General features: G+C 64.2%; 20 protein-coding genes. 13 read left to right on the top strand and 7 right to left on the bottom strand.

The window, feature by feature from the left end; translation table 11 throughout:
* Window positions 1-381: 381 nt before the first annotated feature.
* A complete protein-coding gene (locus AB4Y42_RS20925) occupies window positions 382-2922 on the top strand; it encodes a DUF3772 domain-containing protein (RefSeq protein ID WP_368695206.1) in 2541 nt (846 codons plus the stop codon).
* Window positions 2923-2983: 61 nt separating this feature from the next.
* Here AB4Y42_RS20925 and AB4Y42_RS20930 read toward each other — a convergent pair whose 3' ends face one another.
* The gene (locus AB4Y42_RS20930) at window positions 2984-3223 is read right to left on the bottom strand and encodes a hypothetical protein (protein WP_368689814.1); all 240 of its coding nucleotides are present in this window, start codon (window positions 3221-3223) and stop codon (window positions 2984-2986) included.
* Window positions 3224-3566: 343 nt separating this feature from the next.
* Here AB4Y42_RS20930 and AB4Y42_RS20935 point away from each other — a divergent pair, with 343 nt between their 5' ends.
* From AB4Y42_RS20935 to AB4Y42_RS20970, 8 genes are all read left to right on the top strand, one after another.
* Window positions 3567-4988, top strand: a complete 1422-nt coding sequence (locus AB4Y42_RS20935) for a cytochrome ubiquinol oxidase subunit I (RefSeq protein ID WP_368695207.1) — start codon at window positions 3567-3569, stop codon at window positions 4986-4988.
* 13 nt (window positions 4989-5001) lie between these two features.
* Window positions 5002-5991: a cytochrome d ubiquinol oxidase subunit II gene (gene cydB, locus AB4Y42_RS20940; protein WP_368695208.1), complete on the top strand. Its 990-nt coding sequence runs from the start codon at window positions 5002-5004 to the stop codon at window positions 5989-5991.
* A 30-nt stretch (window positions 5992-6021) separates the two neighbouring features.
* Complete coding sequence (locus AB4Y42_RS20945) at window positions 6022-6765, top strand: (Fe-S)-binding protein (protein ID WP_368689811.1); 744 nt, start codon at window positions 6022-6024, stop codon at window positions 6763-6765.
* Window positions 6762-8135 (top strand): lactate utilization protein B, encoded by a 1374-nt coding sequence (locus AB4Y42_RS20950; protein ID WP_254317433.1) that lies wholly within the window; start codon window positions 6762-6764, stop codon window positions 8133-8135. Before AB4Y42_RS20945 ends, AB4Y42_RS20950 begins: the two co-directional genes overlap by 4 nt.
* Window positions 8132-8731 (top strand): lactate utilization protein C, encoded by a 600-nt coding sequence (locus AB4Y42_RS20955; RefSeq protein ID WP_368695209.1) that lies wholly within the window; start codon window positions 8132-8134, stop codon window positions 8729-8731. The genes AB4Y42_RS20950 and AB4Y42_RS20955 overlap by 4 nt, the downstream gene beginning before the upstream one ends.
* Window positions 8732-8744: 13 nt before the next feature.
* Window positions 8745-10841 (top strand): FUSC family protein, encoded by a 2097-nt coding sequence (locus AB4Y42_RS20960; protein ID WP_368695210.1) that lies wholly within the window; start codon window positions 8745-8747, stop codon window positions 10839-10841.
* A 65-nt stretch (window positions 10842-10906) separates the two neighbouring features.
* Entirely contained in the window at window positions 10907-12109 is a 1203-nt protein-coding gene (locus AB4Y42_RS20965) for a porin (protein WP_368695211.1), read from the top strand.
* A 171-nt stretch (window positions 12110-12280) separates the two neighbouring features.
* Entirely contained in the window at window positions 12281-13282 is a 1002-nt protein-coding gene (locus AB4Y42_RS20970) for a LysR substrate-binding domain-containing protein (protein ID WP_368695212.1), read from the top strand.
* Between the two features lie 87 nt (window positions 13283-13369).
* Here AB4Y42_RS20970 and AB4Y42_RS20975 read toward each other — a convergent pair whose 3' ends face one another.
* The 5 genes from AB4Y42_RS20975 to AB4Y42_RS20995 form a co-directional block, all read right to left on the bottom strand.
* On the bottom strand, window positions 13370-14137 hold the full coding sequence (locus AB4Y42_RS20975; protein WP_368695213.1) for a response regulator: 768 nt from the start codon (window positions 14135-14137) through the stop codon (window positions 13370-13372).
* A gap of 219 nt (window positions 14138-14356) precedes the next feature.
* A complete protein-coding gene (locus AB4Y42_RS20980; protein ID WP_368695214.1) occupies window positions 14357-16786 on the bottom strand; it encodes an ATP-binding protein in 2430 nt (809 codons plus the stop codon).
* A 23-nt stretch (window positions 16787-16809) separates the two neighbouring features.
* Window positions 16810-17178, bottom strand: coding sequence for a response regulator (locus AB4Y42_RS20985; RefSeq protein WP_368689804.1), 369 nt, complete (start codon window positions 17176-17178; stop codon window positions 16810-16812).
* A 221-nt stretch (window positions 17179-17399) separates the two neighbouring features.
* Window positions 17400-17627 (bottom strand): hypothetical protein, encoded by a 228-nt coding sequence (locus tag AB4Y42_RS20990; RefSeq protein ID WP_368689803.1) that lies wholly within the window; start codon window positions 17625-17627, stop codon window positions 17400-17402.
* Between the two features lie 221 nt (window positions 17628-17848).
* The gene (locus AB4Y42_RS20995; protein ID WP_368695215.1) at window positions 17849-19948 is read right to left on the bottom strand and encodes an FUSC family protein; all 2100 of its coding nucleotides are present in this window, start codon (window positions 19946-19948) and stop codon (window positions 17849-17851) included.
* Between the two features lie 493 nt (window positions 19949-20441).
* On the opposite strand from AB4Y42_RS20995, the gene AB4Y42_RS21000 reads away from it, so the two are divergent.
* Entirely contained in the window at window positions 20442-21404 is a 963-nt protein-coding gene (locus tag AB4Y42_RS21000) for a LysR family transcriptional regulator (protein ID WP_368689801.1), read from the top strand.
* Between the two features lie 40 nt (window positions 21405-21444).
* Here the strand turns inward: AB4Y42_RS21000 and AB4Y42_RS21005 are convergent, their stop codons facing one another.
* Window positions 21445-22365 carry a LysR family transcriptional regulator gene (locus tag AB4Y42_RS21005; RefSeq protein WP_368689800.1) on the bottom strand — a complete coding sequence of 307 codons (921 nt, stop codon included), beginning with the start codon at window positions 22363-22365 and terminating at the stop codon, window positions 21445-21447.
* Window positions 22366-22548: 183 nt separating this feature from the next.
* Here AB4Y42_RS21005 and budA point away from each other — a divergent pair, with 183 nt between their 5' ends.
* The 3 genes from budA (at window position 22549) to AB4Y42_RS21020 (ending at window position 25685) form a co-directional block, all read left to right on the top strand.
* Window positions 22549-23244, top strand: coding sequence for an acetolactate decarboxylase (gene budA / locus AB4Y42_RS21010; protein ID WP_368695216.1), 696 nt, complete (start codon window positions 22549-22551; stop codon window positions 23242-23244).
* A gap of 71 nt (window positions 23245-23315) precedes the next feature.
* Window positions 23316-25001: an acetolactate synthase AlsS gene (gene alsS, locus AB4Y42_RS21015; RefSeq protein WP_368695217.1), complete on the top strand. Its 1686-nt coding sequence runs from the start codon at window positions 23316-23318 to the stop codon at window positions 24999-25001.
* Window positions 25002-25091: 90 nt separating this feature from the next.
* Window positions 25092-25685 carry an NAD(P)-dependent oxidoreductase gene (locus AB4Y42_RS21020; protein ID WP_368695218.1) on the top strand — a complete coding sequence of 198 codons (594 nt, stop codon included), beginning with the start codon at window positions 25092-25094 and terminating at the stop codon, window positions 25683-25685.
* Window positions 25686-25809: the final 124 nt, after the last annotated feature.

Consider the following 25809-nt stretch of genomic DNA (forward strand, 5'->3'; position numbering starts at 1 on the left):
TATATTCGGCGTAGCGCCCGATGCGGCGAGGCGCATGGTGATGTGTCAAACGTGCTACAAACCAGACGCAGGGTATGCCCGGGCGTCCCCCACCCTGTTTCTCATATCGTATCGACGAAGGGCCACGAACCGGCCGGATCATAACGGGCAAGCTCGCAGTTGTGTTTTCCGTAGACCGCCCTGACGCGACCTCGAGCCGCGACCGGACGCGGCAACGGCCGCACATTCTCACGCACTTTCATCATTTATGATACACTTGTCATTTACGACGTCGGACTGCTAACGTCTGTTCCATTACGGCGTGGGCACATTGATGGATGGCGCCTGCTGCGCCATCTGGCATGCAAAGACGTTCTGCGCGTCTCTTCCCATGCCCAAGCTATGCGACAAGTACTTCTGGTCACTTTCCGCCTCATCGTCCTTGCATTGTCTGGCCTGGTTCCGGCCTTTGCATGCGCGGCTGGCACCCCGCCTCTCGCGCCCGACAGTGGCTATTTTGTGCCCGTCGCTGGCGTCGGTTCCGACGCGGCGGAAGCACTCAATGCGCTTCAGGCCAAGGAAGACGCGATCAGGCAACGCGCATCGACGGCAACCGGTGATGCCGAACTGATCGAACTGGACTCGCTGAGCCGGCGTATCGTCGACGACGTCGACAGACTGGTCGCAACCTCGTTGGAGCCCGAGCTCGAAAGGACGCATGCGCAGCTCGATGTGCTCGGAGCTGCGCCCGTTGCCGGCGCAAGTTCAGAAACACCCGCCGTCACGCAGCATCGCAACGCACTCACGACGCAGAAAGCGCGGCTTGATGCGCAAGTCAGGCAGGCGGAAGGCATCAAAGGTAATCTGGTCAACGTCGACGCACAGATTGCACGATTGCTTCACGAACATCTGAAAGACCAACTGGCGCTTCGCACCGGCAGCATTCTGAGCGCTGCGTTCTGGGCGCCCGTCGTTCACCCGGATGCGGCTGACTATCAAAGTCTGCGAGCGTTTGGCGAGCAGGTCGAAAAGCAGATGCAATCGATGTGGCAGCCGGGACGCCACATCACGACCACGTTGCTTTTACTGATCGCGCTGGCGTGCGCAACAGTTGGTGTTCGCGTTCTTGAGCGAACGGCAGGATCGGTTTGCCTTCGGCGTCTGCCAGAAGGACGGCTGCGGCGCAGCGCTTTCGCGATATCGACCGTGTTTGCGACGCTGGCAGCCACGATGGTGGCGGTACACCTCGCTGGCCTGGCCATAACCAGTCAACAAAGTTTGTCGCCCGCCCTTCAGACTTTCACCGACGAACTTGTCAAACACATCGTCAATTGTGCGTTGGTCGTCGCGCTTGGCAGGGCGTTTCTGTGCACCAGGCATCCAACCTGGCGCCTACCTGCCATCGCCGATCCCGTTGCGCACGCGCTCAGATCTTTTCCACGGACTTTGGCCGCGCTCCTGCTGTTTTCAGGAGCGATAGAGCAGATCAACAGGGCCGTCGATACCAGCCTTCAACTCACGATTTTCACTCGCGGTCTAGTCGCGTTGATCGTCGCGTTGACCATCGGTACTTCATTGCTGCACGCGAACCGGGTACGCACCGCACTCGCTGCGGTCGGAAATTCGCCTGACGGACGGTCGACAATTGCGGGCTTGATTCATGCTGCCGTCTGCGTTGTCGTCGTGGGGGCCCTGGCCGCATTGCTCTGCGGGTACGTTTCCGTTGCGCGTTTCCTGACCTATGAACTCGTGTGGTTCGACATCGTCCTGTGCAGTCTCTATTTTCTTGTGATGCTTACGCGTGATCTATGCGAAAGCGTCTTTTCGCCGGCGCATTCAAGCGGCAATACGATCAAGCATCTGTTTGGTCTCGAAAATGCCCATCTCGCCCAGATTGCGACGGTCCTTTCCGGAGTCTGCCGAAGCGCGCTCATCGTCGCTGCGGTCGTTGCGCTGCTCACAGGTGGTCTGGGAACTACGCCCGCCGATCTCATCGACAGCATTTTCGAGGTGCTAGGCGGGGACTGGCTGCGTGCGCTCAATATCGTCCCCGCTCATATCCTCAGCGCCATACTCACATCCGGCGTTGGTCTGTACGTTGTGCGGTCCGTGCGCAAATGGTTCGACAGGGAGTTGTTGCCGAAGACAGAAATGAGTCCTGGCATGCGCACGTCCCTGCTGACGTTGTTTGCGAACATTGGTTACGTACTCGTCGTACTGCAGACCTTGTCCGTGCTAGGTGTCAGATGGCACAACCTTGCATGGATAGTGAGTGCATTGTCGGTGGGAATCGGTTTCGGCCTGCAGGAGATCGTGAAAAACTTTATCTCCGGACTCATCTTGCTCGCGGAGCGGCCGGTGAAGGTGGGCGATATGATCAGTATCGCCGGCATCGAGGGCGACATACGACGCATTAGTGTACGCGCCACCCAGATCCAGCTTGCAGACAAGTCAACCGTGATTGTGCCGAACTCACAGCTCATATCGCAGAATGTGCGCAACGTCACGATGGGAAACACCACACAAGGCGTCACCTCCCTGGTGCTCACATTCGCGTTGGATGTCGACCCGGAGCGGGTCCGCGAGATTCTTCTCGACGCCTACAGGGATCACCCTTCGGTTCTGGAGCATCCGTTGCCGTCCGTGATGTTCAGTCAGTTGACGCCCGATGGCATTACACTCACGGTCACGGGGCACGTCAGGAGTCCCAGGATCGTTGCCGACACCAGAAGTGAACTTCTGTTCGCCATCCTGAAGCGGCTGCGTGCCGCGGACATCCCGTTGTCGAATCCACGAACGGTTTTGGTCCACGGACCGCTCGTTTGCGCCCCCGATGGGCACGGGGCCGCTTCGAACGGACCACCGCGTAGCAGTTTTTCGTTAGCCGGCACCACCAGCGTATCGGCGAACGCCCGGAATACAGCAGGCAGCGTTGAGGTATAGCTACGCAGCCACCCTTGGCTTCAATCTGTCAAGAAACGAAACCCGAGCCCGGGGAAACGATTCAGGCGCGTTCGAGCAGATGGAGTAGCGCCCTGCCCGAGTCGGTCAGCGCAAAGCGGGCATCCACGACATCCACCAGCCCCGCGTTCTGAAGCGCGAAATAATCTGGCGTGCAGACCGTTGCCTCGACAGGCGCAGAGGCGAGCAGCAGCAGTACGGCGATTTCGTGCAGACTTAATGCGCGCCGCAGACGCGGCGCGGCGCTGGCGCGTGGCTTTGGAGTTTTCCCTTCGCGTTCCATGTCCAATCCGGATACTCAGTATGACCTGCCGACGGTTTCGAACGGTTTCGTCGGTCAGTGCCCGTGAATGATGGGTGCGCGTCGTTTCGCAAACGTTGCAAAGGCCGAGGGCTCGGTTACGTCTGTAACCTGCGCCCTGCCCTTGCGCCATCTAACCCGTCGCTCAGACGCCGTGAAGGGGTGCGCGTGCGCGATTCGCCTCCGCGCCACGGTGAACGCGACGACTATCCTGGCTTTGCTACACGAGTAGTTACGGATGTAATGCACGAGCGCCGGATCGCAACCGGCCAGCAATACGCGAGACCCAAACTCCAGTCAACACCCACTTGACTGGAGCAAGCACGTGGAAGCCTCTGCACTCCTGCTATCGCGGATACAGTTCGCCGCGACGGTTTCTTTTCACATCATCTTTCCGTCCTTCACCATTGGCCTCGCCGCCTGGCTGTCCGTGCTCGAGGCCATGCGCCTCGCGACCGGCAACCCTGTCTACCGGCGCGTGTTCGACTTCTGGTTAAAAATCTTCGGCGTTGCGTTCGGCATGGGCGTCGTGTCCGGCATCGTCATGGCGTTCCAGTTCGGCACCAACTGGAGCGAGTTGTCGCGCGCAAGCGGCCCGATTCAGGGCCCTCTCCTGACCTATGAATCCTTGACGGCGTTCGCACTCGAGGCCACTTTTTTCGGTGTGATGCTGTTCGGACGTAACCGCGTCAAGCCGTGGTTCTATCTGATGTCATGCATGCTCGTGGCACTGGGAACCACGCTCTCGGCGTTCTGGATCCTCGTCAACAACTCGTGGATGCAGCATCCGGTGGGCTATATCGTGCAGAACGGTGTCTATGTGCCCACCGACTGGGCCGCCATCGTCTTCAACAGCGTCGTCTGGGTTCGCTTTCCCCATATGCTGCTCGCGGCCTATCTGACCACGGCGTTCTGCGTCGCGGCCGTCGGCGCGTGGTACCTGCTCAAGGACACGAGCCGCGTGGAGGCCACTGTCATGTTCCGCATGGCACTTGGCCTTGCCGCCGTGCTCGTGCCGCTGCAGATCCTCTTCGGTCACCTCACAGGCGACTACATCCATGATTACCAGCCCGTGAAGTTCGCGGCCGTCGAAGGCCGCTGGGTCGACGAACAGCCGGCTGCCGAAGTGATCTTCGCGGTACCCGACGTCAATGCCGAACGCAACCGCTACGAATGGAAGATCCCGGTGCTGGGCAGTCTCATTGCCTCCAGCACACTCGATTCGCGCGAAGTCGGCCTCAAGGACTTCCCCCTCGCCAATCGGCCACCGATCCTCGTTCCCTTCTTCGCATTCCGGATCATGGCGGGCTGCGGGATGCTGATGCTGGCCCTTGCCTGGATCGGCACCTATGTGGCACGGCGCGGCAAGCTGGAGGAACGCAAATGGCTCCTGTGGCCAGTCGCCCTCAGCTTCCCGCTTGGCTTCGCCGCAGTCCTCACCGGCTGGTTCACCGCTGAAGTCGGTCGTCAACCCTGGACCGTCTGGGGTGTGCTGCGCACCGCAGACGCGATGACGCCCGGACTCTCGGCTCACTTCGCCCTCGCGTCGCTGATCATGTACGTGGCCGTCTACGGCTTCATCTTCTGCTTCGGCGTCTACTACATCCTGCGCATCATTCGCGGCGGTGTTTTCAGCGGCAAGGTGCTCACCGTCTGGAACGGGCACGTCATTCCGCAGACCTACGAGCCGCGCTCGCAGACGAGCGCCGTGCACGCCTCGTCGCGCATCTCGTCGTCCAACCACTAATCGGGAGAAAATCATGCTTGACTGGTTCTGGCTGGTCGAACTCGCCTTCGCACTCGCCGCCTATATCGTGCTCGACGGCTTCGACCTCGGCGTCGGCATTCTCAGCGGCTTCGCCGCAAGCACCGCGCGGCGCGACCAGATGGTCGCCTCCATCTCGCCCGTCTGGGACGGCAACGGGACCTGGCTCGTGATCGCGGGCACCATAATGTTCGGTGCGTTCCCGGCGATCTATTCGATCGCGCTCCCGGCGCTCTACGCGCCGCTCTCGGCCATGCTGGCCGGCCTGATCATGCGCGGTGTCGCGATCGAATTCCGCCACAAGGCGCACGGCTCGCGCTGGGTGTGGAATCTGCTGCTGTTCGCAGGCTCGCTGCTCGCCGCGTTCGCGCAGGGCGTCGCGCTCGGCGCCTACGCCAAGGGCGTGCCAGTCGAGAACATGCACTACGCCGGTAACGGCTTCGAGTGGGCCACTGCATTTCCGCTGTGGTGCGGTCTCGGCGCAGTGCTCTGCTATGGCCTCCTCGGCGCCGGCTGGCTGGTCCTCAAGGGCGAGAACGATCTGCGCCAGTTTGGCTGCTCGGCTCTCTCCCGTCTGACGCCGGTAACGGTCCTTGTTCTCGCGGCGATGTTCGCCGCCACGCTCTTCGACCATCACGTGATCGAAGCGCGCTGGCAGCTTCACCCGGCGCTTTTCGTTCTGCCGTTGCTGACCCTTGCGACGCTGATCGGCCTGCCGCTCGCCGCGCGCCGCGGTGAGGGACGCACGCCCTTCGTCCTTGCGGCGCTCAGTTGCGCGCTGCTCCTCGTGACGCTCGCAGCGTCCTACCTGCCGTATGTCGTCCCCTTCGATCTCACGATCGAGCAGGCAGCCGCACCGGCTTCCAGCCAGACGTTCATGTTCTGGGGAGGCGGACTCTTCGTTCTCCCGATCATCGTCGCCTATACGTACGTGGCGTACGCCGTTTTCCGCGGCCGCGTATCCAGCGACCATGTCTATCACTGAATCGACTATCTTGTTTGAGGAACTGCTGCCATGAAGGTCGCCCTGTTCATTCCGTGCTTCATCGACTCGTTTTTCCCCGATGTCGGCATCGCCACGCTCGAGCTGCTCGAGCGCCTCGGCTGCGACGTCGACTATCCACTCGACCAGACCTGCTGCGGTCAGCCCATGGGCAATAGCGGCTGCGAAAAACAGGCCGCCGCCACCCAAAACCTCTTCGTGCGGAACTTCACCGGCTACGACTACATCGTCTCGCCGAGCGGCAGCTGCGTGCACCACGTCCGCGACCATCTCACGGCAGCGGACCAGACCAGCGACGCGCAGAAGGTGCGCCGCAACAGCTACGAACTCGTCGAGTTCATCCACGACGTCCTGCACGTGCGCGAATTCCCATGGGCCGAATTTCCGCACAAGGTGGGGCTGCACAACAGCTGCGGCACGCTGCGCAGCCTGAAGACGGCGAGCATGTCGGAAATCGCGGGACCTGTCTTCTCCAAGCCGATGACGCTCCTCAAGGGCGTAAAAGGCATCGAGTTCATCAAGCCGGACCGGCCTGACGAATGCTGCGGTTTCGGCGGCACGTTCTGCGTCTCGGAGGCGCCCGTGTCGGCCCGCATGGGCGGAGACAAGGTGCGCGATCACAAGCGCAACGGCGCCGAGTACATCGTCTCGGCCGACTCCTCGTGCCTGATGCACCAGAAGGGTTGCGCGGACCGCCTCGGACTTGGCCTGAAGTTCATCCATATCGCCCAGATCCTGAATGGAGCACGAGCATGAAACGCGTCGATCATGTGGGTTTTTCGAAGAAGTTCATCGCAGACGAAAAGCACATCGAATTCCACGACAAGCGCCTGTGGGGCTTGCGCAGTGCCCGCGACATCGAAGTCCACGGTATTCCCGAGTGGGAGGAAATGCGTTCGCTCGCCTCGGCGATCAAGGAGCACACGCTCACGCATCTGCCCGACTACCTCGAGCAGTTCGAGCGCAACGCCACCGCCAATGGCGTGACGGTTCACTGGGCGAAGGATGCCGAGGAGCACAATCGCATCGTGTACGAGATCCTGAGCGGCCGCAACGCCCGGGTTCTCGTGAAGAGCAAATCGATGCTGACCGAAGAGTGCGAGATGCGCCCGTATCTCGAGGAGCGCGGCATCACCGTCGTGGAAACCGACCTCGGAGAGCAGATCCAGCAGCTCGACGACGAAATGCCTTCGCACATCGTCGTACCGGCCGTCCACAAGCTCGCGACGGACGTCGCAAAGATCTTCGCCGACAAGCTCGGCACGGACCCGAACGAAACCGACATTCCGAAGCTCGCCGAAGCCCAGCGCAACGCCACACGCCCGCTCTTCCTGAACGCGGACGCCGGCATGACCGGCTGCAATTTCGCCGTGGCCGAAACCGGCGGCATCACGGTCTGCACGAACGAGGGCAACGCCGACCTGAGCGCGAACGTGCCGTCGCTGCATATCGCCTCCATCGGTATCGAGAAGCTCATTCCGAAGCTGGAGCACCTGGGCCTCTTTATCCGGATGCTGTCGCGCAACGCGCTCGGCTCGCCGATCACCCAGTACACCTCGCATTTCCGTGGGCCGCGCGAGGGCGGCGAGATGCACTTCGTGCTGGTCGACAACGGCCGTTCCGAACGCCTTGCGATGGACGACTTCTGGTACTCGCTCAAGTGCATCCGCTGCGGCGCGTGCATGAACACCTGCCCGGTGTATCGGCGCAGCAGCGGCTTGAGCTACGGCGGCGTGTACTCCGGTCCGATCGGCGCCATCATCAACCCGACTTACGACCTCAAGAAGTACAGCTCGCTGCCATTCGCCTCCACCATGAACGGCAGCTGCACCAACGTCTGTCCTGTGAAGATCAACATTCACGAACAGATCTACAAGTGGCGGCAGATCATCGCCGAAAAGCACGAGCTCCCATTCGTCAAGCAGGAAGCGATGAAGGTCGCGGGCCAGGTGCTGTCGCATCCGAAGCTTTACCGCGCCGCCGTCAAAACCGCCAACAAGGCCGTTTCCACGCTGCCGCGCGTCGTTCTTTACAACCCGCTCAACGAATGGGGCAAGCAACGCGAGGTGCCCGAAGCGCCGACCGAAACCTTCCGTGACTGGTACCTGAAGAGGAACAAGAAATGAGCAGCCGTGACCTGATTCTCTCCCGTCTTCGCGAAGTGGCGCCCGCGCCGCGTCCGCTGCCGGAAGTGCCGTTGTTCGACCAGCATCTGCCGCCCACGCTCGAGACGTTCAAGAAGTCGCTCGCGCGCCTTGGCGGCACGTGGTGCGACGCGCCTTCCGACGGCGATCTCGAAGCCCTGATCCGTTCGCGCTTCCCGCAGGCGCGCGTGGTCTGCTCGGCCGTGCCCGAAGTCGAGGGCACCCGCCGAATCGGGGACGTCGAGCGTCCACACGATCTCGAAGATGTGGACGTGGGCATCGTCCGTCCCGCCTTCGCGGTCGCGGAGACTGGCTCGATCTGGCTGAGCGAGCATGAGTATCGCGTCAATGCGCTCGGCTATCTCTCGCAGCATCTCGTGGCGCTCGTCGATCCGTCCGATATCGTCGACAACCTCCATCACGCCTATCACCGCCGGGAGTTCTTCGAGGCGCGCTACGCGTGCCTCATGAGCGGCCCGTCCGCGACGGCGGATATCGAGGGCGTGCTGATCCGCGGGGCGCAGGGCATCCGGTCGCTGACCGTGATTGCCGTGCCTCGTGTGAACGCGGCACGATAACCGGACCCGCAAAATGCAACGCTTCGCGAGCGGCCGCGACCAGCTGCTGCGTTTCTGGCACCACGGCCGCCACCGGCTACCCATGGCGGACGCCTTGCGGGGCGGCGTGATCTGCGTCGCGCCCGCCGTGCTGGCCGCCATGCTGCACATGCCGCTGCTGTGCTGGTCTGCGATCGCCGCGTTCTGGACGTGCCTCGCAGACGAACCTGGGCGGCCGGGCTTTGAACGCCATTGCAAGGGGCTCGTGTTCGGCGTGGCCGGAGCGCTCGCGTCGGCCTGCGCGATCGCGGCGCATGCGCTCCCCGTGCTGTCGATTGCCGTGGTCGGCGCGGTTGCCTACGCGGGCGCGTCCGTGCGTGCGCGAGGTCCGGCGCCGGGACTGCGTGGCCTGCTTACGGCAACGGCCTGTTCGGTATCCGCTTGTTTCCCGGCGCATGGCCTCGACGCCGCGACGCACTACGCCGTCTTCTATCTGATCGGATGCGTATGGGCGACGCTCGCGGGCGGCGGCCTTTGGCAGACCAGCCGCACGAAGCGCGCGCAGCAGGCAACGCTCGCCTATCTGTATGCGATGTCGTCGCTTGCCAGCCGCCTCGGGCAGGCGGCCCACGGCAACCGGGCGCAGCTCGAGCACGGGCGCGCCGAACTGCGCACGCAGCTCGATACGATGACGGTGGCCGTCGCGAACTGCAACGGCGACGCCCCTTCGGCGTGCGCCGGGTGGGTCCACGACGCGGAACAGGCGATGGCCCTGCTCGCGGGCCTGGAAACACTCCTCGCCGGTGGGCACGATGCCGCCCGGCGTGAAGCCGCCGCCCTGCTCGCGCCCGCCTACGGCCAGCTCGCCGCGCAGATCGACGCGAGCGCGACGCGCCTGCGCAACGGTTCGAGCGCATTCCGGGGCGCGGTCGAGCAGTGTCAGGCCCGGCTGCAACAAACCCTGCGAGCGTGCGAGCCTGCGTGGCTCGCGACCCACGGGTCTGCTGAGGGATTGACGTGGCTGCGTGCCAATCTCGATCTCGTCGAGCGCCTGTCCGTTCTGCTCGCTCGCGAAGCGCGCATGGATGCTGCTCCGGGCATCGTGGCAGCCCCACTCGCGGCGCCGCGCAAACGTCCGCGCCAGGGCCGGCTGACGGCGCTGATCGCGGAGTTCGCCGCCCAGAATGCCTACACGCGGTACGCTGCGCGCCTGTCCGTGGCGGCGATGATCGCGGTTAGCCTCGCACGCTTCTCGGGCATGCAGCAGGCTTACTGGCTGGCGCTGACCACGATGTTCATCCTTCAGCCGACGCTGTCGCAAACGGTGAAAGTGTCCGGCCTGCGCATTGGCGGGACATTGCTTGGCGCGGTGCTGGCTTCGGCGCTGTCGTTGTTCGTTCACGACCCGCTGCTGCTCGCCCTCATCGTCCTCCCGCTTGCCACCGGAACGTTGGCCGCGCGCACGGTGAGCTACGTCTCGTACATCCTGTTCCTGACCTCGCACTTCATCCTGGTCGCGCATCTCGGCACGCCCGTCGGCACACCGTGGGCGCTCGCCGTCGCGCGGATCGAGTTCAGCGCGGCAGGCGTGCTCGTCGGCTTCCTCGTCAGCCTCTTCGCCTGGCCCGACCGCGAACACCATCGGCTCGGCAGCAGCGCTGCGGGCGCAATCGAGGGCACAGCCGCGTATCTCGAGGCGGTGGCGGGCCGTCTCGCCCAGCCCGCGCCGCGAGAGCCCGAAGCACTGCGGAAGCTGCGCCGACGAGCCTGCCTCGAAATCGACAAGCTCGAAGCCACGATCGCCGCCACGCGCTTCGAGTCGTTGGTCGTGAACCAACAGGCTGCGTGCGCGAGCGTGCTGATGCAGCGGCTCAAAACGCTGGTCGGGGCGCTCTGCCCGCTCGAATACGTTAACGCGATGCTCAATGACGCAGACCTCGCGCGGCTCGCCGAACTCGCCCAGAACGCGCAGGCTTTGATTACCAGTGACGCGTCCTCCGCCGATATCCCTCCGTCAAGGGGCTTCGGCGCCACGCCGCAGGCATCGTCCTGCCACGCTCGCGAGATCGAACGCGAAGTCACCGAAAGCGCGTGTGTCGCACACCTGCTGCGATCCCGCGTGCTGCGCTGAGGGTAGTTGTCCTTATCTTCCGGGCAACGCATGTGGTCCATCCGGACGCAGCCTATACCAAGACCATGTTCAATACCTTTTCCGGATCCACGTGGAAAGGCGCGAGGGGATGGCTGAAAGCCGTTTCCTGCTGTGCCTTCGCGCTGGGCCTACCGGCCGCCGCTCACGCCCAGGGCACGGTGGCCATCACCGGCCTCATCGACGGCGGCCTCGCATACGTGGACGATTTCGGCGGCAGCCAGGGCACGCGCGCGCTGCAGGCGAAATCGGGCGACGTCAACGTCAGCCGCTGGATCCTTTCCGGTAACGAACCGCTGAATCCCGACTTGAGCGCGCTGTTCGTGCTGGCAAACGGCTTCTCCATCACAAACGGCGCAACTGGACAGCAGGGGCGCATGTTCGGCTTCCAGTCATATGTCGGGCTCGCCTCCCATGCTTCCGGCACCGTCACGTTCGGGCGGCAGTTCGACTCGATGCTTCAGTTCGTCCAGCCTTTCGCGCTGGGCGGCACGCCCTATGGAGGTGTCGCTTTCGCGCATCCGTTCGACAATGACGATCTCGCCAACTACACGCGGACCAACAACGCGGTGAAGTACACGAGCCCGATGATGAACGGGTTCCAGTTCGGCGCGACGTATGGCTTTTCCAACGAGGCGGGGGCGTTTTCGAACAACCGCGGCTACAGCGTCGCGGGCACCTACGCGCACGGAGCCTGCTCGGCGGGCGCGAGCTATGAGCAGTTCGCCGGCGAAAGCAACCTCGCAACCGCCAACACACAAGGCGCGGAGCCCGCCGGCGCGCCGTTCAACGCGACGCGGCAGCGCACGGCGGGCCTTGGCGGCGCCTGCAAGTGGGACCGCCTGCGCGTGTCGGCCATTGTCACCAGGACCCAGCTCGACAACGCAACGTCGATCAACAATGTCGCCGACACGCCGATCGCGCTGCGCGGCGAGGATATCGTCTTTCGCAACGCGGAACTGAACGCGCGCTATGCCCTGACGAACCAATGGACGGTGGCCGCAGGCTATACCTTCACGAGCGGATCGTTCGACTCGCCTTCGGGCCATGCGAGCCCTACCTGGCATCAGTTCGGCCTGATCGGAATCGATGCCCTGTCCGCGCGTACCGAAACTTACGCCGAAGCGATCTACCAACGCGCGAACGGGCTTGCGGGCACCGGCATTCCCGGTGCACAGATTTCGAACTTTTCGCACGCCGCGGGTCCGGACCAACTCGTACTCGCGCTGGGCATCCGTCACAGGTTCTGAGCCCACCTCCCCTGAAGCCCGGTTTCAATTGCAACACGGCGGCGGCTGCGCGAAACAACGCAGTAATCGCGCACCCGCACACTTTCGTGCATTCCGCGGCGATCCGCACGGCACGCCGGCACCGCGCCGGTGCCAGACGAGCCGCCAACCTCCAGCCCACGGGAATGGTTTATGAACCTCTTGCAGAACATGCGGACATTCGTGCGCGTCGTGGACACGGGCAGTTTCACGGCGGCGGCGGATTCGCTTGACTCGAGCTCAGCGTCGACATCCAGGGGAGTCAGCGAACTGGAGCAACACCTCAAAGTCCGTCTGCTGACCCGCTCCACGCGCCGCATCGCATTGACCGATGCCGGGCGCACCTACCTCGAGCACTGCCGGGAGATCGTACACGCGGTCGACGAAGCTGAACAAGAAGTCTCCGAGGCAGGGAGTCGTGCACGCGGCATGTTGCGCATCCATAGCTTCGCGAGCTTCGGGCAGCATTACATCGTTCCCGCCATTCACGCGTATCGCCGCCTGTACCCCGAAGTGAGAATCGATCTCCAGTTCTCGCAGACCTTGCCCGATCTGTTCGATGGCACCTGCGACACCTCGATCCTCGCGGTCTCCGGCCTGCCGGACTCGGAAATCGTGATGCATCGGCTGGGTTCGACCTGCAGCATCCTTTGCGCGTCGCCAGCCTATTTAAATGCGCGCGGCACGCCCCGGCATCCCAGCGACCTGATCGACCATGACTGCCTCGCCCTCAGCACGCTCACGTTCTCGTCGCGCGAGTGGATGCTCGAAAAGGCGGGCGGTGGCGACACCGAAAACATCGCGATCAACAGCGTGTTTCGCATCAACATCGCTGAGTCGCTGGCGGCGGCAATCCGCGCGCACATGGGCATCGGCCCCTTGCCCGTATACTCCGCGCTCGCCGGCTTGCGCGCGGGCACACTCGTGCGCGTGCTGCCCGAATACACGCTGCAGAGCAAGGACATCTGCGCGCTCTTTCCGTCGCGCCGCTACGTCGACGCAAGAACGCGGACATGGTTGGACTACATGCGCGAGTTTTTGCCCCCCGCGCTCGCACGCGATCACGCATCGCTCGCGAGCCTGAGCAGCCATCGCGACTGGCAGCCGGCACGCCCGGCTTTCACGCCCGAACACGGCGCACGCGCGACGTTCTAAGCCGACCACGAGGAAGCGGCAGCGCTGACGGTTGGGTGAAGCGCGCGGGCGTGGGGAAAGCCTCGCCACGGCCCATGTGCGCCGCGCTCAGACCTCCACGGCGCCACCGTCGTCCCAGGTAGCGGCCTTGCTCAGCCTTTCCACCGCGACAGAGAAAACATATCCGGCGCCCCGTTCGGTCTTGATGTATTTGGGCCGCGACGCGTTTTCCTCGATCTTGCGCCGCAAGCGCAGAATCTGCACGTCGATCGACCGGTCGTAGACGTCGTCGTACAGCCGGCTCGCTTCGAGCAAATGTTCGCGCGTCAGCACCCGACCCGGCGAAGCCAGAAAAGCGTTCAGAAGACAAAATTCGCCGTTGGTGAGCGGCACGTTCTCGCCCGCGGGCGAAGTGAGCTTGCGGGTGCCGAGGTTGAGTTCCCAGCCCGAGAAACGATATGCCCGCGCGTCGAGCTGACGCCCGCTCGCAGCAACCGCGGCGGTGGAGCGGCGCAGCAGCGCGCGCACGCGCGCGAGCAGTTCACGCGAACTGAAGGGCTTGGTCAGGTAGTCGTCGGCGCCGAGTTCCAGCGCCATCACCCGGTCCGCTTCATCACGCCGGCCCGACACCACAATGATGGGCAATGTGGACTGTTCGCGAATCCTGCGTGCGATTTCGATGCCGTCCTCGCCTGGCAGGCGCAGATCCAGCACCACGAGATCGATCGCATGTTCCTTCAGCGCCTCGGCCATTTGCTTGCCATTGGCCGCGACGCTTACGCGCATTTCGTTTTCGCCCAGATAGGCGGCGATCAGATCGCGCACCGCCTCATCGTCGTCGACCACGAGGACGCGAGGAAGATTGATGTCGTTCATGGTGGACAAGCTCTGGTTAAACGGAAAAATTATAGCGGCATTTGGCCGCCCGCCGACCGGCCGGGCGGCGCGCAGTACGTCTGATGATTGCTACTCCACTTTTGCGCAATGTCCCGATAATCTGGAATCCGATGCAGACGCTTAGTGATTCTTATCAGATCCGGTTTCCGCTTTTCACCAGGCCACCACAGACGGCACCCGCATGGCCGCAGTACACGCTCAGCCCGGCGGCTCGCGTGTCAAGGCGTCGGTGACTGCCTCGGTCAAATCGGCACGCATCAGCGGTTTCTTGAGTATCGCGCGTACGCCGAGCGAGCGCGACTCCTCCTCAACGAGGTGGGTGCCGTAGCCGCTCATCAGCAGGACCGGCAGTTCGGGGCGCACCGCGCGGATCTGCCGGATCAGGTCGATGCCGGTCATTTCCGGCATCGTGTGGTCCGTTATCACGAGATCGAAGCGCAGTGGTTCGGCGAGGAAAGCCTCCAGCGCCTCGCGTGGCGAAGAAAATCCGAGCGGCTCGTAGCCGAGGTCCGCCAGCAGATCCTCGCAGAGCTCGACCAGCGCGCGCTCGTCGTCCACCAGCAGGACCGTCTCCCCGTTTCCGCGACGCGTCCCGGTGGCGGGTGTCGGCGGTGCGGCCGGCCGCTGCGCGGACAAGGGTAAATAGATGTTGAACTGCGTGCCGCGCCCGAGTTCGCTGCGCACTTCGATGGCGCCGCCATACTCCTTGACAATGCCGTCCACCAGCGAAAGGCCGAGACCTGTCCCCCCTATCGTCTTGCGGGTCGTGAAGAACGGATCAAACATGCGCTCCTGTACATCGGGGCTGACGCCGGCGCCGGTATCCGCCACGCCGATGCAAACGTAGTCACCGGGCTGGAGCGTGCCCGAATGCAGCGCGCGGACTTCACCGGTCGCGACTTCCACCGCCGACACGGTGATTGTCCCCGGCCCCTCCAGCGCATGACGTGCGTTGCTGCACAGATTCATCACCACCTGATGGAGGTGCGTGGGGTCGCCTAGCACATAGGCCTGCGGCGCATCGAGCTGGAGAACGACCTTCACCTCAGGCGGCACGCTTGCCTTGAAGAGATCCACAGTCTCGACGAGGACCGGCTGGACATGCACCGGCAGCCGCGCCGTCATCCCGCTGCGGCTGAATGCGAGAATCCGCTCGACCAGCAGGCTTGCGCGCATGCCTGCGTTGAGCACCTGCTGGGCGTCGCGCCGCAGCGGCGAGTCTGCGCCGAGCGCGCGGAAGACGCGCTCGCCGTAGCCCAGAATCGCGCTGAGGATGTTGTTGAAATCGTGTGCGATGCCGCCTGCGAACGTGCCGAGCGCCTCGAGCTTCTGGGACTGGCGCAGTTGCGCCTCGAGTCGCAGGCGTTCGGCCTCGGCCTCGCGGCGCGCACTCACGTCGTCGATCACGGCGACCAGCGTCCCGCCCAGCGCGCCGGTTTCGGACAGCCGCGAGATGGTGATTTCCGTCCAGATCACCCGGCCGTCCCGGTGGAGATAGCGCTTCTCGAACTTGACAGCGGAGCGCTCGCCGCGCTCGAGCTCCGCGACTTTCGCGCGCGTGAGTTCGACGTCGTCGGGATGTGTGATATCGGAGGGGGCCAGTTGATGCAGTTCATCCAGCGAATACCCAACCATGCGCTTGAAAGCGGGATTGGCGACCATGTAAGGCTGATTGGGCAACAGCATCACGATACCCACCGGTGCCTCGTCGAACACGGCGCGCCAACGCTGCTCGCCGGCCCGCAGTTCCCGGTTGGCCAGCGCCTGACGGCGAACCTGACGCACCATCACATACAGCAGCACGAGAACGAACGACGAGATCGCCAGCGTGCGCGCAAGTGTCGCCCACGTGTTGCGGCGCCACTCGCGCAGGATATCCGCGCGCGGACGGCCTACATCGATGGTCAGCGGATAGCCCGGCACCGCGGATTGCGCGGTCTCGAGGTCGTTCAACGCCTCTTGCCCAAAAGAAGCGCTCACCGCGCAGCGAAAGCCGTTTGCGGCGTCCTTGCTTGCCACCGTGAAAATCAGGTGTTCGTCGCGCGCCGTGGCCGCCAGCCGGGCGAGCAGTGCGGCGCAGTCGATGTTCGCCACAACGGGAACGACGCCTTGCCCGTTCTGCGCGGCGAGGCGAACGAGCAGCGGAAATGTTGCCGCGCCGGCCGCAGGCGAGGCGGCGGCGTATGCGGACGACGGCCAGCATGAGTGCGCCCATGCGCCCCCCGCGCGCGCGCCGTCGCCGAGGTCGTGCTCGTCGTGTTCGTATCCGCAGCCGCCCGCATTGAGGGACCGAATTTGAGGCATGCGCGCGCGTGCTTGCTGCTCGAAGGCCGCGAACCCGTCTTTGCCGGTCAGGTTGGGCGTCGAATCTGCCTCGTACTGGAGCGTCGCCGGAATCCGGTCAATCGTGCTGCCGATCTGCTCGGCCAGTACGCGCGCGACGAGTTCCAACGTACGATGGCCCGCGGCAAGCGTGGTTTGTCGATTCTGGTGAACGCTGTAGAAGGCGGCCACGCAGACGAGCGTGACAAGTAGCAGGCCGCCCGCGACCGTCGTGCGGTAACGGCTGTGGATCGGCCAGCCGTCGTATGCACCGGCGGACCCGGCGGGTCCGGCGGGTTCCGGCATGAACGGAGTTCGCGCGGCAGGCTTCACAGGACAGGTCCGCCCATGAGTTGTCTTACATTGGCAACGAGTGCGTCGCAGTCGAGCGGCTTCGCGAGCACCCGGTCGGCGCCCAGTTGCCGCGCGACAGAAGCCGCCGTGGCCGCATTGAACCTGAAACGGCCCGAGATGGCAATGATCCGCGCGTCGGGATGACGCGCGCGCCAGGCGCGCACGCTATCCGCGCCGTCCGTCTTCGGCTCGCCAAGGTCGACCACCAGCAGTCGAGCGGCCGCCCCCGCGTGGCGCGCCGCGAGCGACGCCTTCGCCGCGAACCCTGCATCGTGCAGGGTCGCGACGATCAGGTCGCGCATCACCGGGTCGTCCTCGATAACAAGAATTTCGTCCGCGCTCACAGTTTTCCCTTGCCTCGCCGCCATGCGCACCTAGCGCAGGCTGGCGATACGATGCTAGGTGAGCGCGGTTACCCGCCGGTTTCGGGCCGCACGCCGCCAGATTACATCTGAAACGTCTTCTCACAGAGCCTCGCGCTCGGCGGCCGCGCATGGCGACGCACCGGTAGAGCGCTCCGGCGCTGCGCTACGTTGCGGGCATGGACGGCACGACCCAGGACCGCTCAGCTGCCGAAGTAGATATTGCAGAACGACACGGGACCGACGCATTCGTCCTTCTTCTGGGTCTGCTTTTCCGGCGTGGCGCGGCCTGCGGACTGCGCCGCCGACTGCGTGCCGTTGTTCGACGCGGCCTGGGTGCTCACGGCACCGGCCTGAGGTTGGTTGCCCTGCGCATGCGCGACGGCGGCGCATAGGGTCAGCGAGAGAACGAGGTACTTCAGGGATTTCATGGCTGGACTCCAGACAAGCAGCAAAACTTGCTGCGACGGTGAAAACTATAAGACGCCGTGGCGTCTCAATTAAGCGGTCACTGCGGAAGGGATCCTTTCGCAGATGGCACATGACTCGCGAAGGCGCGGGCGTGTGCCGACATCGTTGGCGTTCTCGCGGCGGAGCGGGCGCAATCGTCTATCGCGCGACTGTCATCTGCGCGATTCGAGCGCGCCGCGCGTCAAGACCTGTCGCCGGCCTGGCGATGAAACGGCGCGTCCGGGTCGAGCAGCGCACTGCGCATGAGGTGGAGGTCGCCCCATAGCTGCTGTAGCGCGGCCCGACGCCGCCCTTGCGCGGTTCTTTGCATCTCCCCGGCCACCTTTTCCAGCGCGCGGCTCGCTGCGCGGACGGCCAGCGCTGTGCGTCGCGCATCGGGTCGTTCGAAGAGGTCCGCTGCGCGCCGGCCGGCCTGTTCGACCCACAGTAGCCAGCGGGGACGGTCCGATGGGCGCGGGGGGGCAAGTGTCGCGAGGTCCGTGCGCAGATCCAGCAACGTCTGCCCCACTTCGAGCGTCGCGAGAAGCCAGTGCCACGCTTCGTCGTGGCGCCGCGTGCCTGGTGTCAGGAGCAAGCGCAGTTGCGATGAGAGATCGTGAGTGCGCGAGCGAAAGCGCGCATCGGCCCCGTCCAGCCGGGTTTCCCATGCGAACGCCACTTCGCGGCGCAGATCGCGCTGGATGCGACCCACGACCCAGGGCGCCTGGAACGGAAACACGATCGTCGCCACAATCACGGCGATGAACAGCGCCGTGACCGCGGCGAGCCCATTGTTGAGCAGCGCGTCCGGGGCGTAGCCCATCATGTTGTCCGGGCCGGCCAGCACCACGAAGAACACGCACAAGCCGATACCGTAACCCGACGTGGCCGGCCGGCTCGCGAGGAATGCGCTGCCTGCGACGATCGGCGCGAGCGCGACGCAGAGCAGGGGAAAACCGTCGATGGCGGGATAGACAAAGCACATGTAGACGTAGCCGATCGCCACGGCCCCTGCTGCGCCCAACGCGATCTGCATCGCCAGCTTCTCGGGGCGCGGTGCGGCCGAGGTCAGACCCGCAGCGATCGCGGCCGCGATCACTGCCAGTCCGCCGCTCGGCCAAGCCGTGAACAGCCAGAGCGCGCCAACGGCGCCCACGGTCAGTGCGTTGCGCACGAAGGTGAGCGCGACCACGTAGGAGCTGGTCCGCGGAGGAGTGGCCGGCGCGCGCGGCGAAGGGTTCGGGCCCGCCCCCGCGGCACCCACTTCGAGGTAGTCGAGCAGGTTGCGCAGAAGCCGGCGAAGCGCTTCTCGCATTGTGCGTACCTCGACGGCCGAAGAGGTCGGCCCCTGACCGGCTTCGGCCGCCGCTTCCTCCGCAACGGGTGCGAGCGAGGCGGCGAGACGCGCCAACGCCATTACGGACTGCGAATCGGGCGCATCGTCGGAAAGGCCGTCTCGCAGCCGGTCGATCAGACCCGCCGCCTGCAGCAGCGACGGCCGCATGTCCGCTATCAGCGCCGCCGCGCCGGTGCTGTCGAGTCGTTCGATCTGCTGCTCCAGCATGTGCAGTCGGGAACAGATCGCTGCATATTCGCTGTCGATCGCGGCGAGCCGCTGGCTGCGCATGCGCAGGTTCGGGTCTTCGTACGAGGCGAACGTGCGAGCGGCCTCGAACCCCGCGATGCTGCCCGCAAGGCGCGCGAAGCGCTGCCCGAACGTGACATGATCGCAACGGCCCGCAAGCACGTCCGCGCACAGTTCCAGAATCGCACTGCGGCGCTGGCGCTGGCCGTGCATGAGCGCGGCGCTCGCGCGAACCGGGAAGACGAGCGCGCTGATCGCCGCCGAACTGAGGATACCGATTGTCACTTCCGCCGCGCGCGTGAGCGACGCTATGAACAACGCGTCGGGATGCGTCACCACCGGTATGCCTACGAGGACCGCCGTATATCCGGCGAGCACGAACGCGTACCAGCGAAAATGCCGGAAACGCACCGCGAGTGCCGTGCACGTAGCGGTCCACAGCGTCAGAACCGTCAGATACAACTCGGGTTGCTGAGGAAATAGCGCACCGAACACCACGGCGGCCACCGCGCCCGCCGCCGTGCCGAGCACACGGTAAAAACTCTTGGCGAGCACCATGCCCGTCACGGGCTGCATGAGCACGAACACCGTCACCATCGCCACGCGCGGTGCTGGCAGTTCGAGCGCCATCGCCACGCCGAGTGCGACGAGCGCCGCGCACGTGGTCTTGAAGAGGTGCAGCCAGATCAGGCCGTCGCGCGCAGCGAAATCGGCCATGGCGCGGCGCAGACGCGTCGAAAACAAATCTCGTGGAGCGCCACGTCGTTCGGGCGCTGACGATTCGGAAACCGGTCGGGAAGTCACGATTGCATACAGGGGCGTCGCTTGCGACCGGCCAAGCCGCGCGCTTTGATTTGCGATGCGCCCGGTTCGCGTCGGCACAGGGTGATGGAGCCGAACGCACGCCCCGTCTCTCGCGCGGCGTGCACTGGCGAAACAGAATCGGCCGCCGCCGTTGCAGCGCCATTTCGGAGACCGGGCGCTTTCGTTACAGTTGAAACAACAATGGGCAATGCCTCACATCGATCCGAACTTCGTTTCATTTGAAACGCGCCGCATGCGTCGCTGAAATGGCATCGAAACTGCAGCCCACAAGAATGCGCACACAGTTGCAGCCCTCCGGCTTTGCCGCACACACCGGGGCCGATTGGTCGATGCTGCGCTTGCGGACATCGGCGCCTCCAACAAACCCACGATTGCACACTGTCGCATGAATACCTTGCACAACATGCAGATCCTCGTCCGTGTGCTGGATACGGGCAGCTTCACGGCCGCAGCGGCCTCGCTCGACGTGAGCCTCGGCACCGCGTCACGGGCAGTCAGCGAACTGGAGGAGCATCTGCGCACGCGCCTTCTGCACCGTTCCACGCGCCGAATTTCCCCGACGCCCGAAGGACTGGCCTACGCCGAACGTTGCCGAAGGATCCTGGCCGACGTGGTGCGGGCCGAAGACGACACCGCGCGCGCCGCCGACCACCCGAGCGGACTACTGCGCGTGCACAGCTTCGCGAGTCTCGGCCATCGGCACGTCATGCCCGCGATCCAGGCCTACCGTGCACGCTATCCCGACGTCCGGGTGGAACTGAGCCTGTCGCAGACGCTGCCCAACTTCTTCGACGGCACTTGCGATGCATCGGTCATCGCGTTTTCGCCGACACCGGACGCCAACCTTGCGTCGCACCGTCTGGGCTGGTCGCACAGCATTCTTTGCGCTTCACCCGGTTATCTCGCCGCGCGCGGCGTGCCGCAAACGCCGGACGATCTGAACGCGCACGACTGCCTGACGCTTCGTACGACGACGCTATCTTCGCGAGCGTGGTGCCTCGAAGGTTCTGACCGAGTGCCCGTTACGCTCGCGGTCGACAGCGTGGTCAGCATCAACATTGCCGAATCGCTTGCAACGGCCGCCCGCGAGAGCATGGGGATCGCGCCGCTCCCCGCCTACGCCGCACTCGACGAGTTGCGCGAGGGTACGCTCGTTCGAGTGCTGCCCCAGTACACCATCGATACGCGCGAAGTCTGCATTCGTTACCCCTCGCGCCGGTTCGTCGACGCGCGGACACGATCGTGGATCAATTTCATTTGCGACTGGCTCCCACCTCGTCTCGAGAAAGACGATGCGGTATTGAGCGAACTTGCATCGGATACCGAAACGCTACCCATCGCGGTCTAAACGGAACAATCGATACCGAGCGGCGGTATCCCTTCTCCCCTCACACAAGCGACAAGGACGCGTCGCCGCGGTGCCGCATGCCCGCGCACTTCGCCGCGTCCACGAAATCGCGCACCACCTTTGAGCGGTCGTCGTAACGGTAAGCGAGCAGAACACGAGCCGTGGGCTGCGTACCCTCGATTTCGTGGTACGTCACGCCTTGCGGATGAAGGTCGCGAATCGAATTCGGCACGATGGTCACGCCGAATCCCGCCGCCACCATGCTGACCGCCGACGCCACCTGCGTGGACTGCTCGCCCAGTTGCGGGCTGAAGCCGCAGTCCTGGCACGCGGCGATCACGTCGTCGTACAGCACGGGCGCGATGGCGCGCGGGAACATGATGAGACGTTCTTGCGCAAGGGCATCGAGCGGCACTCTGTCCTCGCGCGCCAGCGCGTGCCGCGCGGGCAGGACGACCAGCATGTTCTCGTCGAGCAGCGGCTCGAGCTTCACGAGCTCCGTCGCCTGCAAGGTCTGGCGAATGATGGCGACGTCGATCCGCTTCTCGACGAGATCGTCCATCAGCGCCGAGATATTGCTCTCCGACGGCGAAATCGACACCTGCGGGTGCGTTTGCCGGTAGGACGCCATGACATCGGAGATGACCGGATGAAACACGATCGAGCTGGCGAGACCAACCCGTATGCGCCCGCTCTGACCTCGCGCCGCACTCAGTGCACGACACTTCGCCTGCTCCACGAGTTCGAGGATACGCACGGCGTCTTCGTAAAGCACGCATCCCGCGTCCGTGAGTTCGACACCACGCGTGAGGCGCCGAAAGAGCGGCGCACCCATTTCCCGTTCCAGCTTGTGAATCTGCTGGCTGATCGGCGGCTGCGCCATGCCAAGACGCTCTGCTGCACGCGTGAAGTGCAGCTCTTCCGCAACGGCGACGAAGTACTTCAGATGGCGAAACTCCATATCGAACTCATATCGAAAAAGACTGTTTGCGATATTAGACGCCACGGCGCCTGGGAAACATACTTTCTCCACCGCAACACTCTTTCAGGAAACCGCATGATCAACCCAAATCCATGCTCGTGTGTCAGCGACATCGCACGATCATTCACACGTTTTGTGCGGGACGGCCAAACGGAAAGCGAGTTGTACCAGACCTCGCTGATGAGCGCCCTCATCGACGGCGTGTATGACGGCGACATGACGATCGAAGAACTGCTCAAGCATGGCGACTTCGGCCTCGGCACTTTCAACGAACTCGACGGCGAACTCGTCGCATTCGACAGCGAGGTGCACCAGTTGCGCGGAGACGGCAGCGCCCGCGCGGTCAGCCCCGATCAGAAAACCCCGTTCGCCGTCGTGACCCACTTCCGCCCGACGATGTTCGGCTCGCTGACCGAGCCGCGCACGAAGCACGAGGTTCACGCCGTCATCGACGAGCTGATCGGCTCGCCCAACGTCTTTTGCGCGTTCCGCATCGACGGCCGTTTCTCCCGTGTCGAGACGCGCACGGTGCCGCGCCAGACCATGCCGTACCGTCCGATGCTCCAGGCGATCGAGGGTCAGCCCATCTTTGCGTTCGAGGAAACCTCCGGCACGCTCGTCGGCTTCCGCTGCCCCGAATACGTGCAGGGCATCAACGTTGCCGGCTTTCACGTTCATTTCATCACCGACGACCGCAAAGGCGGCGGCCACGTGCTGGACTACCGCCTGATCGAAGGCAAGGTCGAGGTGGCGCGCATCTCGAGACTACGCATCGATTTGCCTAAGACCGACCACTTCGAGCGCGCCACACTGCACTCCGAGGACATGGCAAGCGCCATCGAAGCAGCGGAAGGCTAAGCGCCGAACACGAGAATCGCGCATCGGCACCGGTGGCGCGACCCGATTCAACATCTGATATGGATAGCATCATGCTCAGGAAAACTAATCAAGCAAACCAGACATGGACTTGCGGCGCCGACCTCGTCGTCGCCAACCTCGAAGCCCGAGGCGTCAAGCACGTCTTCGGCATTCCCGGCGCGAAGATCGATCGCGTGTTCGACTCGCTCGTCGACTCGACGATTGAGACCGTCGTGGTCCGCCACGAAGCGAACGCTGCGTTCATGGCAGCGGCCGTCGGCCGCCTGACGGGACAGGCGGGCGTCGCGCTCGTCACCTCGGGCCCCGGCTGCTCGAACCTGGCCACGGGCCTCGCCACGGCGACCTCCGAAGGTGACGCCATGGTCGCGATCGGCGGCGGCGTGAAGCTCGACGACCGCCTGAAGCAGGTTCATCAGACCATGGACACGGTGGCGATGTTCAAGCCCATCACGCGCTACGCCGCGGAAGTGGTCACCGGCTCGACGATCTCCGAGGTGATGAGCAACGCCTTCCGTGCTGCCGAAGGGTCCCGCCCCGGCGCGTCGTTCGTCAGCCTGCCGATGGACATCGTCAACGCGCCGACACAAGGCGACGTGCTAACCGAGTACGTGCCGCCTGCGCTCGGCGCCGCGGCCGCCGAGGCGCTCAGCGAGGCCGCCGGGCTGATCCGCAACGCACGCAATCCCGTGCTGCTGGTCGGTCTGCTGGCGAGCCGCCCCGAGAACGCCGAGGCGATCCGCGAGTTCGTGACCCGTACCAACATCCCGGTAGTGGGCACGTATCAGTCCGCAGGCACCATCGACGCTGATAATTTCAGCCGCTTCGCGGGACGCGTCGGCCTCTGGAACAACCAGCCGGGCGACGTGCTGCTCGAACAGGCCGACGTGATCGTGACTGTCGGGTACAGCCCCGTCGAGTACGATCCGCCACTCTGGAACAAGGACGCGGGCCGCCCGCTCATCCATGTGGACGTGCAACCCGCCGACACCGACCGCTATTACCGGCCTGCGGTAGAGCTGATCGGCGACATCGCGAAAACGATGACGCAACTCGCCGCGGAAGTCCCGTCGCGCACGACCTCGCCGCAGTTCGAGAGTGTGCTGACGACGCTGGCCGGCGCGCGTCTCGCGCTTGCACAAAAGGCAGCCACGCTTGGCGGTAGCCCCGTGCACCCGCTTCGCATCGTCAAGGAGCTGCAGGACGTGGTGGGCCCCGACACGACGATGTGCGTCGACATGGGCAGCTTTCATATCTGGATCGCGCGTTACCTGTATAGCTTCCGTGCCCGCCAGCTTCTCATCTCGAACGGCCAGCAGACGATGGGTGTCGCCCTGCCGTGGGCCATTGCCGCGTCACTCGTGCGCCCCGGCCAGAAGGTGATTTCGGTGTCGGGCGACGGCAGCTTCATGCAGTCGAGCATGGAGCTCGAAACGGCGGTGCGCCTGAAGAGCAACATCGTCCACGTCATCTGGGTCGACAACATGTACAACATGGTCGAGATCCAGGAAGTGAAAAAGTACAAGCGCCGCTCCGGCGTGGAGTTCGGCCCGATCGACTTCAAGGCCTATGCCGAATCTTTCGGTGCCAAGGGCTTTGCGGTCGAATCGGCCGACTCGCTGCGCGCGACGCTGCGCGCCGCCATGCAGACGGAAGGTCCCGCCGTAGTCGCGATTCCCGTGGACTATTCCGACAACCCGAAGCTCATGGAACCGCTGCGCACGGACTACCTGATCTAAGCGCCGACGTGACGACGGCCGCCCGCGAGAGCGGGCCGGCCGTTGCTGAACCTTTCAAGTGGAAGCAGCGCTGTGGGCGCAATGAGAAGCATGAATACACCATATGCAGCATCGCCCGACCCGGCCGCCGTGGCAATGGCGGGTAAAAAGCGTGTCGGAGTGGTCTGGGTCGGGAATATGGGGGCGGCCATTGCCGCAAATCTTGACCGCGCGGGATTCGCGACGGTACTGCTCGACCGCGACCTGAGCAAGGCTGAAGGAGCCGCGCGGGGAAAGGCAATTGCGACGAACGACTGGCAAGACCTGGCCGACTGCGAGTTCGTCATCACGATGCTACCTGGCGACGGCGCGGTGCTCGACGTCGCACTCCAGCTCTCGAACGTGCTCCTTACCTACGCGGTCCATGTGTCGATGAGCACCATCGGTAGGGAAACGGCGCGTGAACTCGCCGATCTGCACCACGCGCTCGGTCAGCAATTTGTGTCGGCGCCCGTGCTCGGAAATCCGCAGCTCGCGGCTTCACGTAATCTTCTCGTGTTCGCGGCCGCCGACAGCGAAACGCTCGACCGCTGCATGCCGCTTCTCGAATGCCTCGGCCGGCACGTCGTCGTCATTGGCGAACACGCCGAAGAGGCCAACCGGATCCAGCTCGCCATCGAACACCCTCCTGTAGGTGCCGCGTAGCCGCACCATGAGGATGGCACTGCCCATACCGTTACGAGGCGGCCCGACCCAGGGTGTCGCGTGAGCTTTCTGGCGTTCATCGTTCGCCGAAGCGAGCGCGCAGGCACAGTATCAACACGGCGTC

Source organism: Paraburkholderia sp. EG286B, assembly GCF_040965655.1.
Lineage (GTDB): Bacteria > Pseudomonadota > Gammaproteobacteria > Burkholderiales > Burkholderiaceae > Paraburkholderia.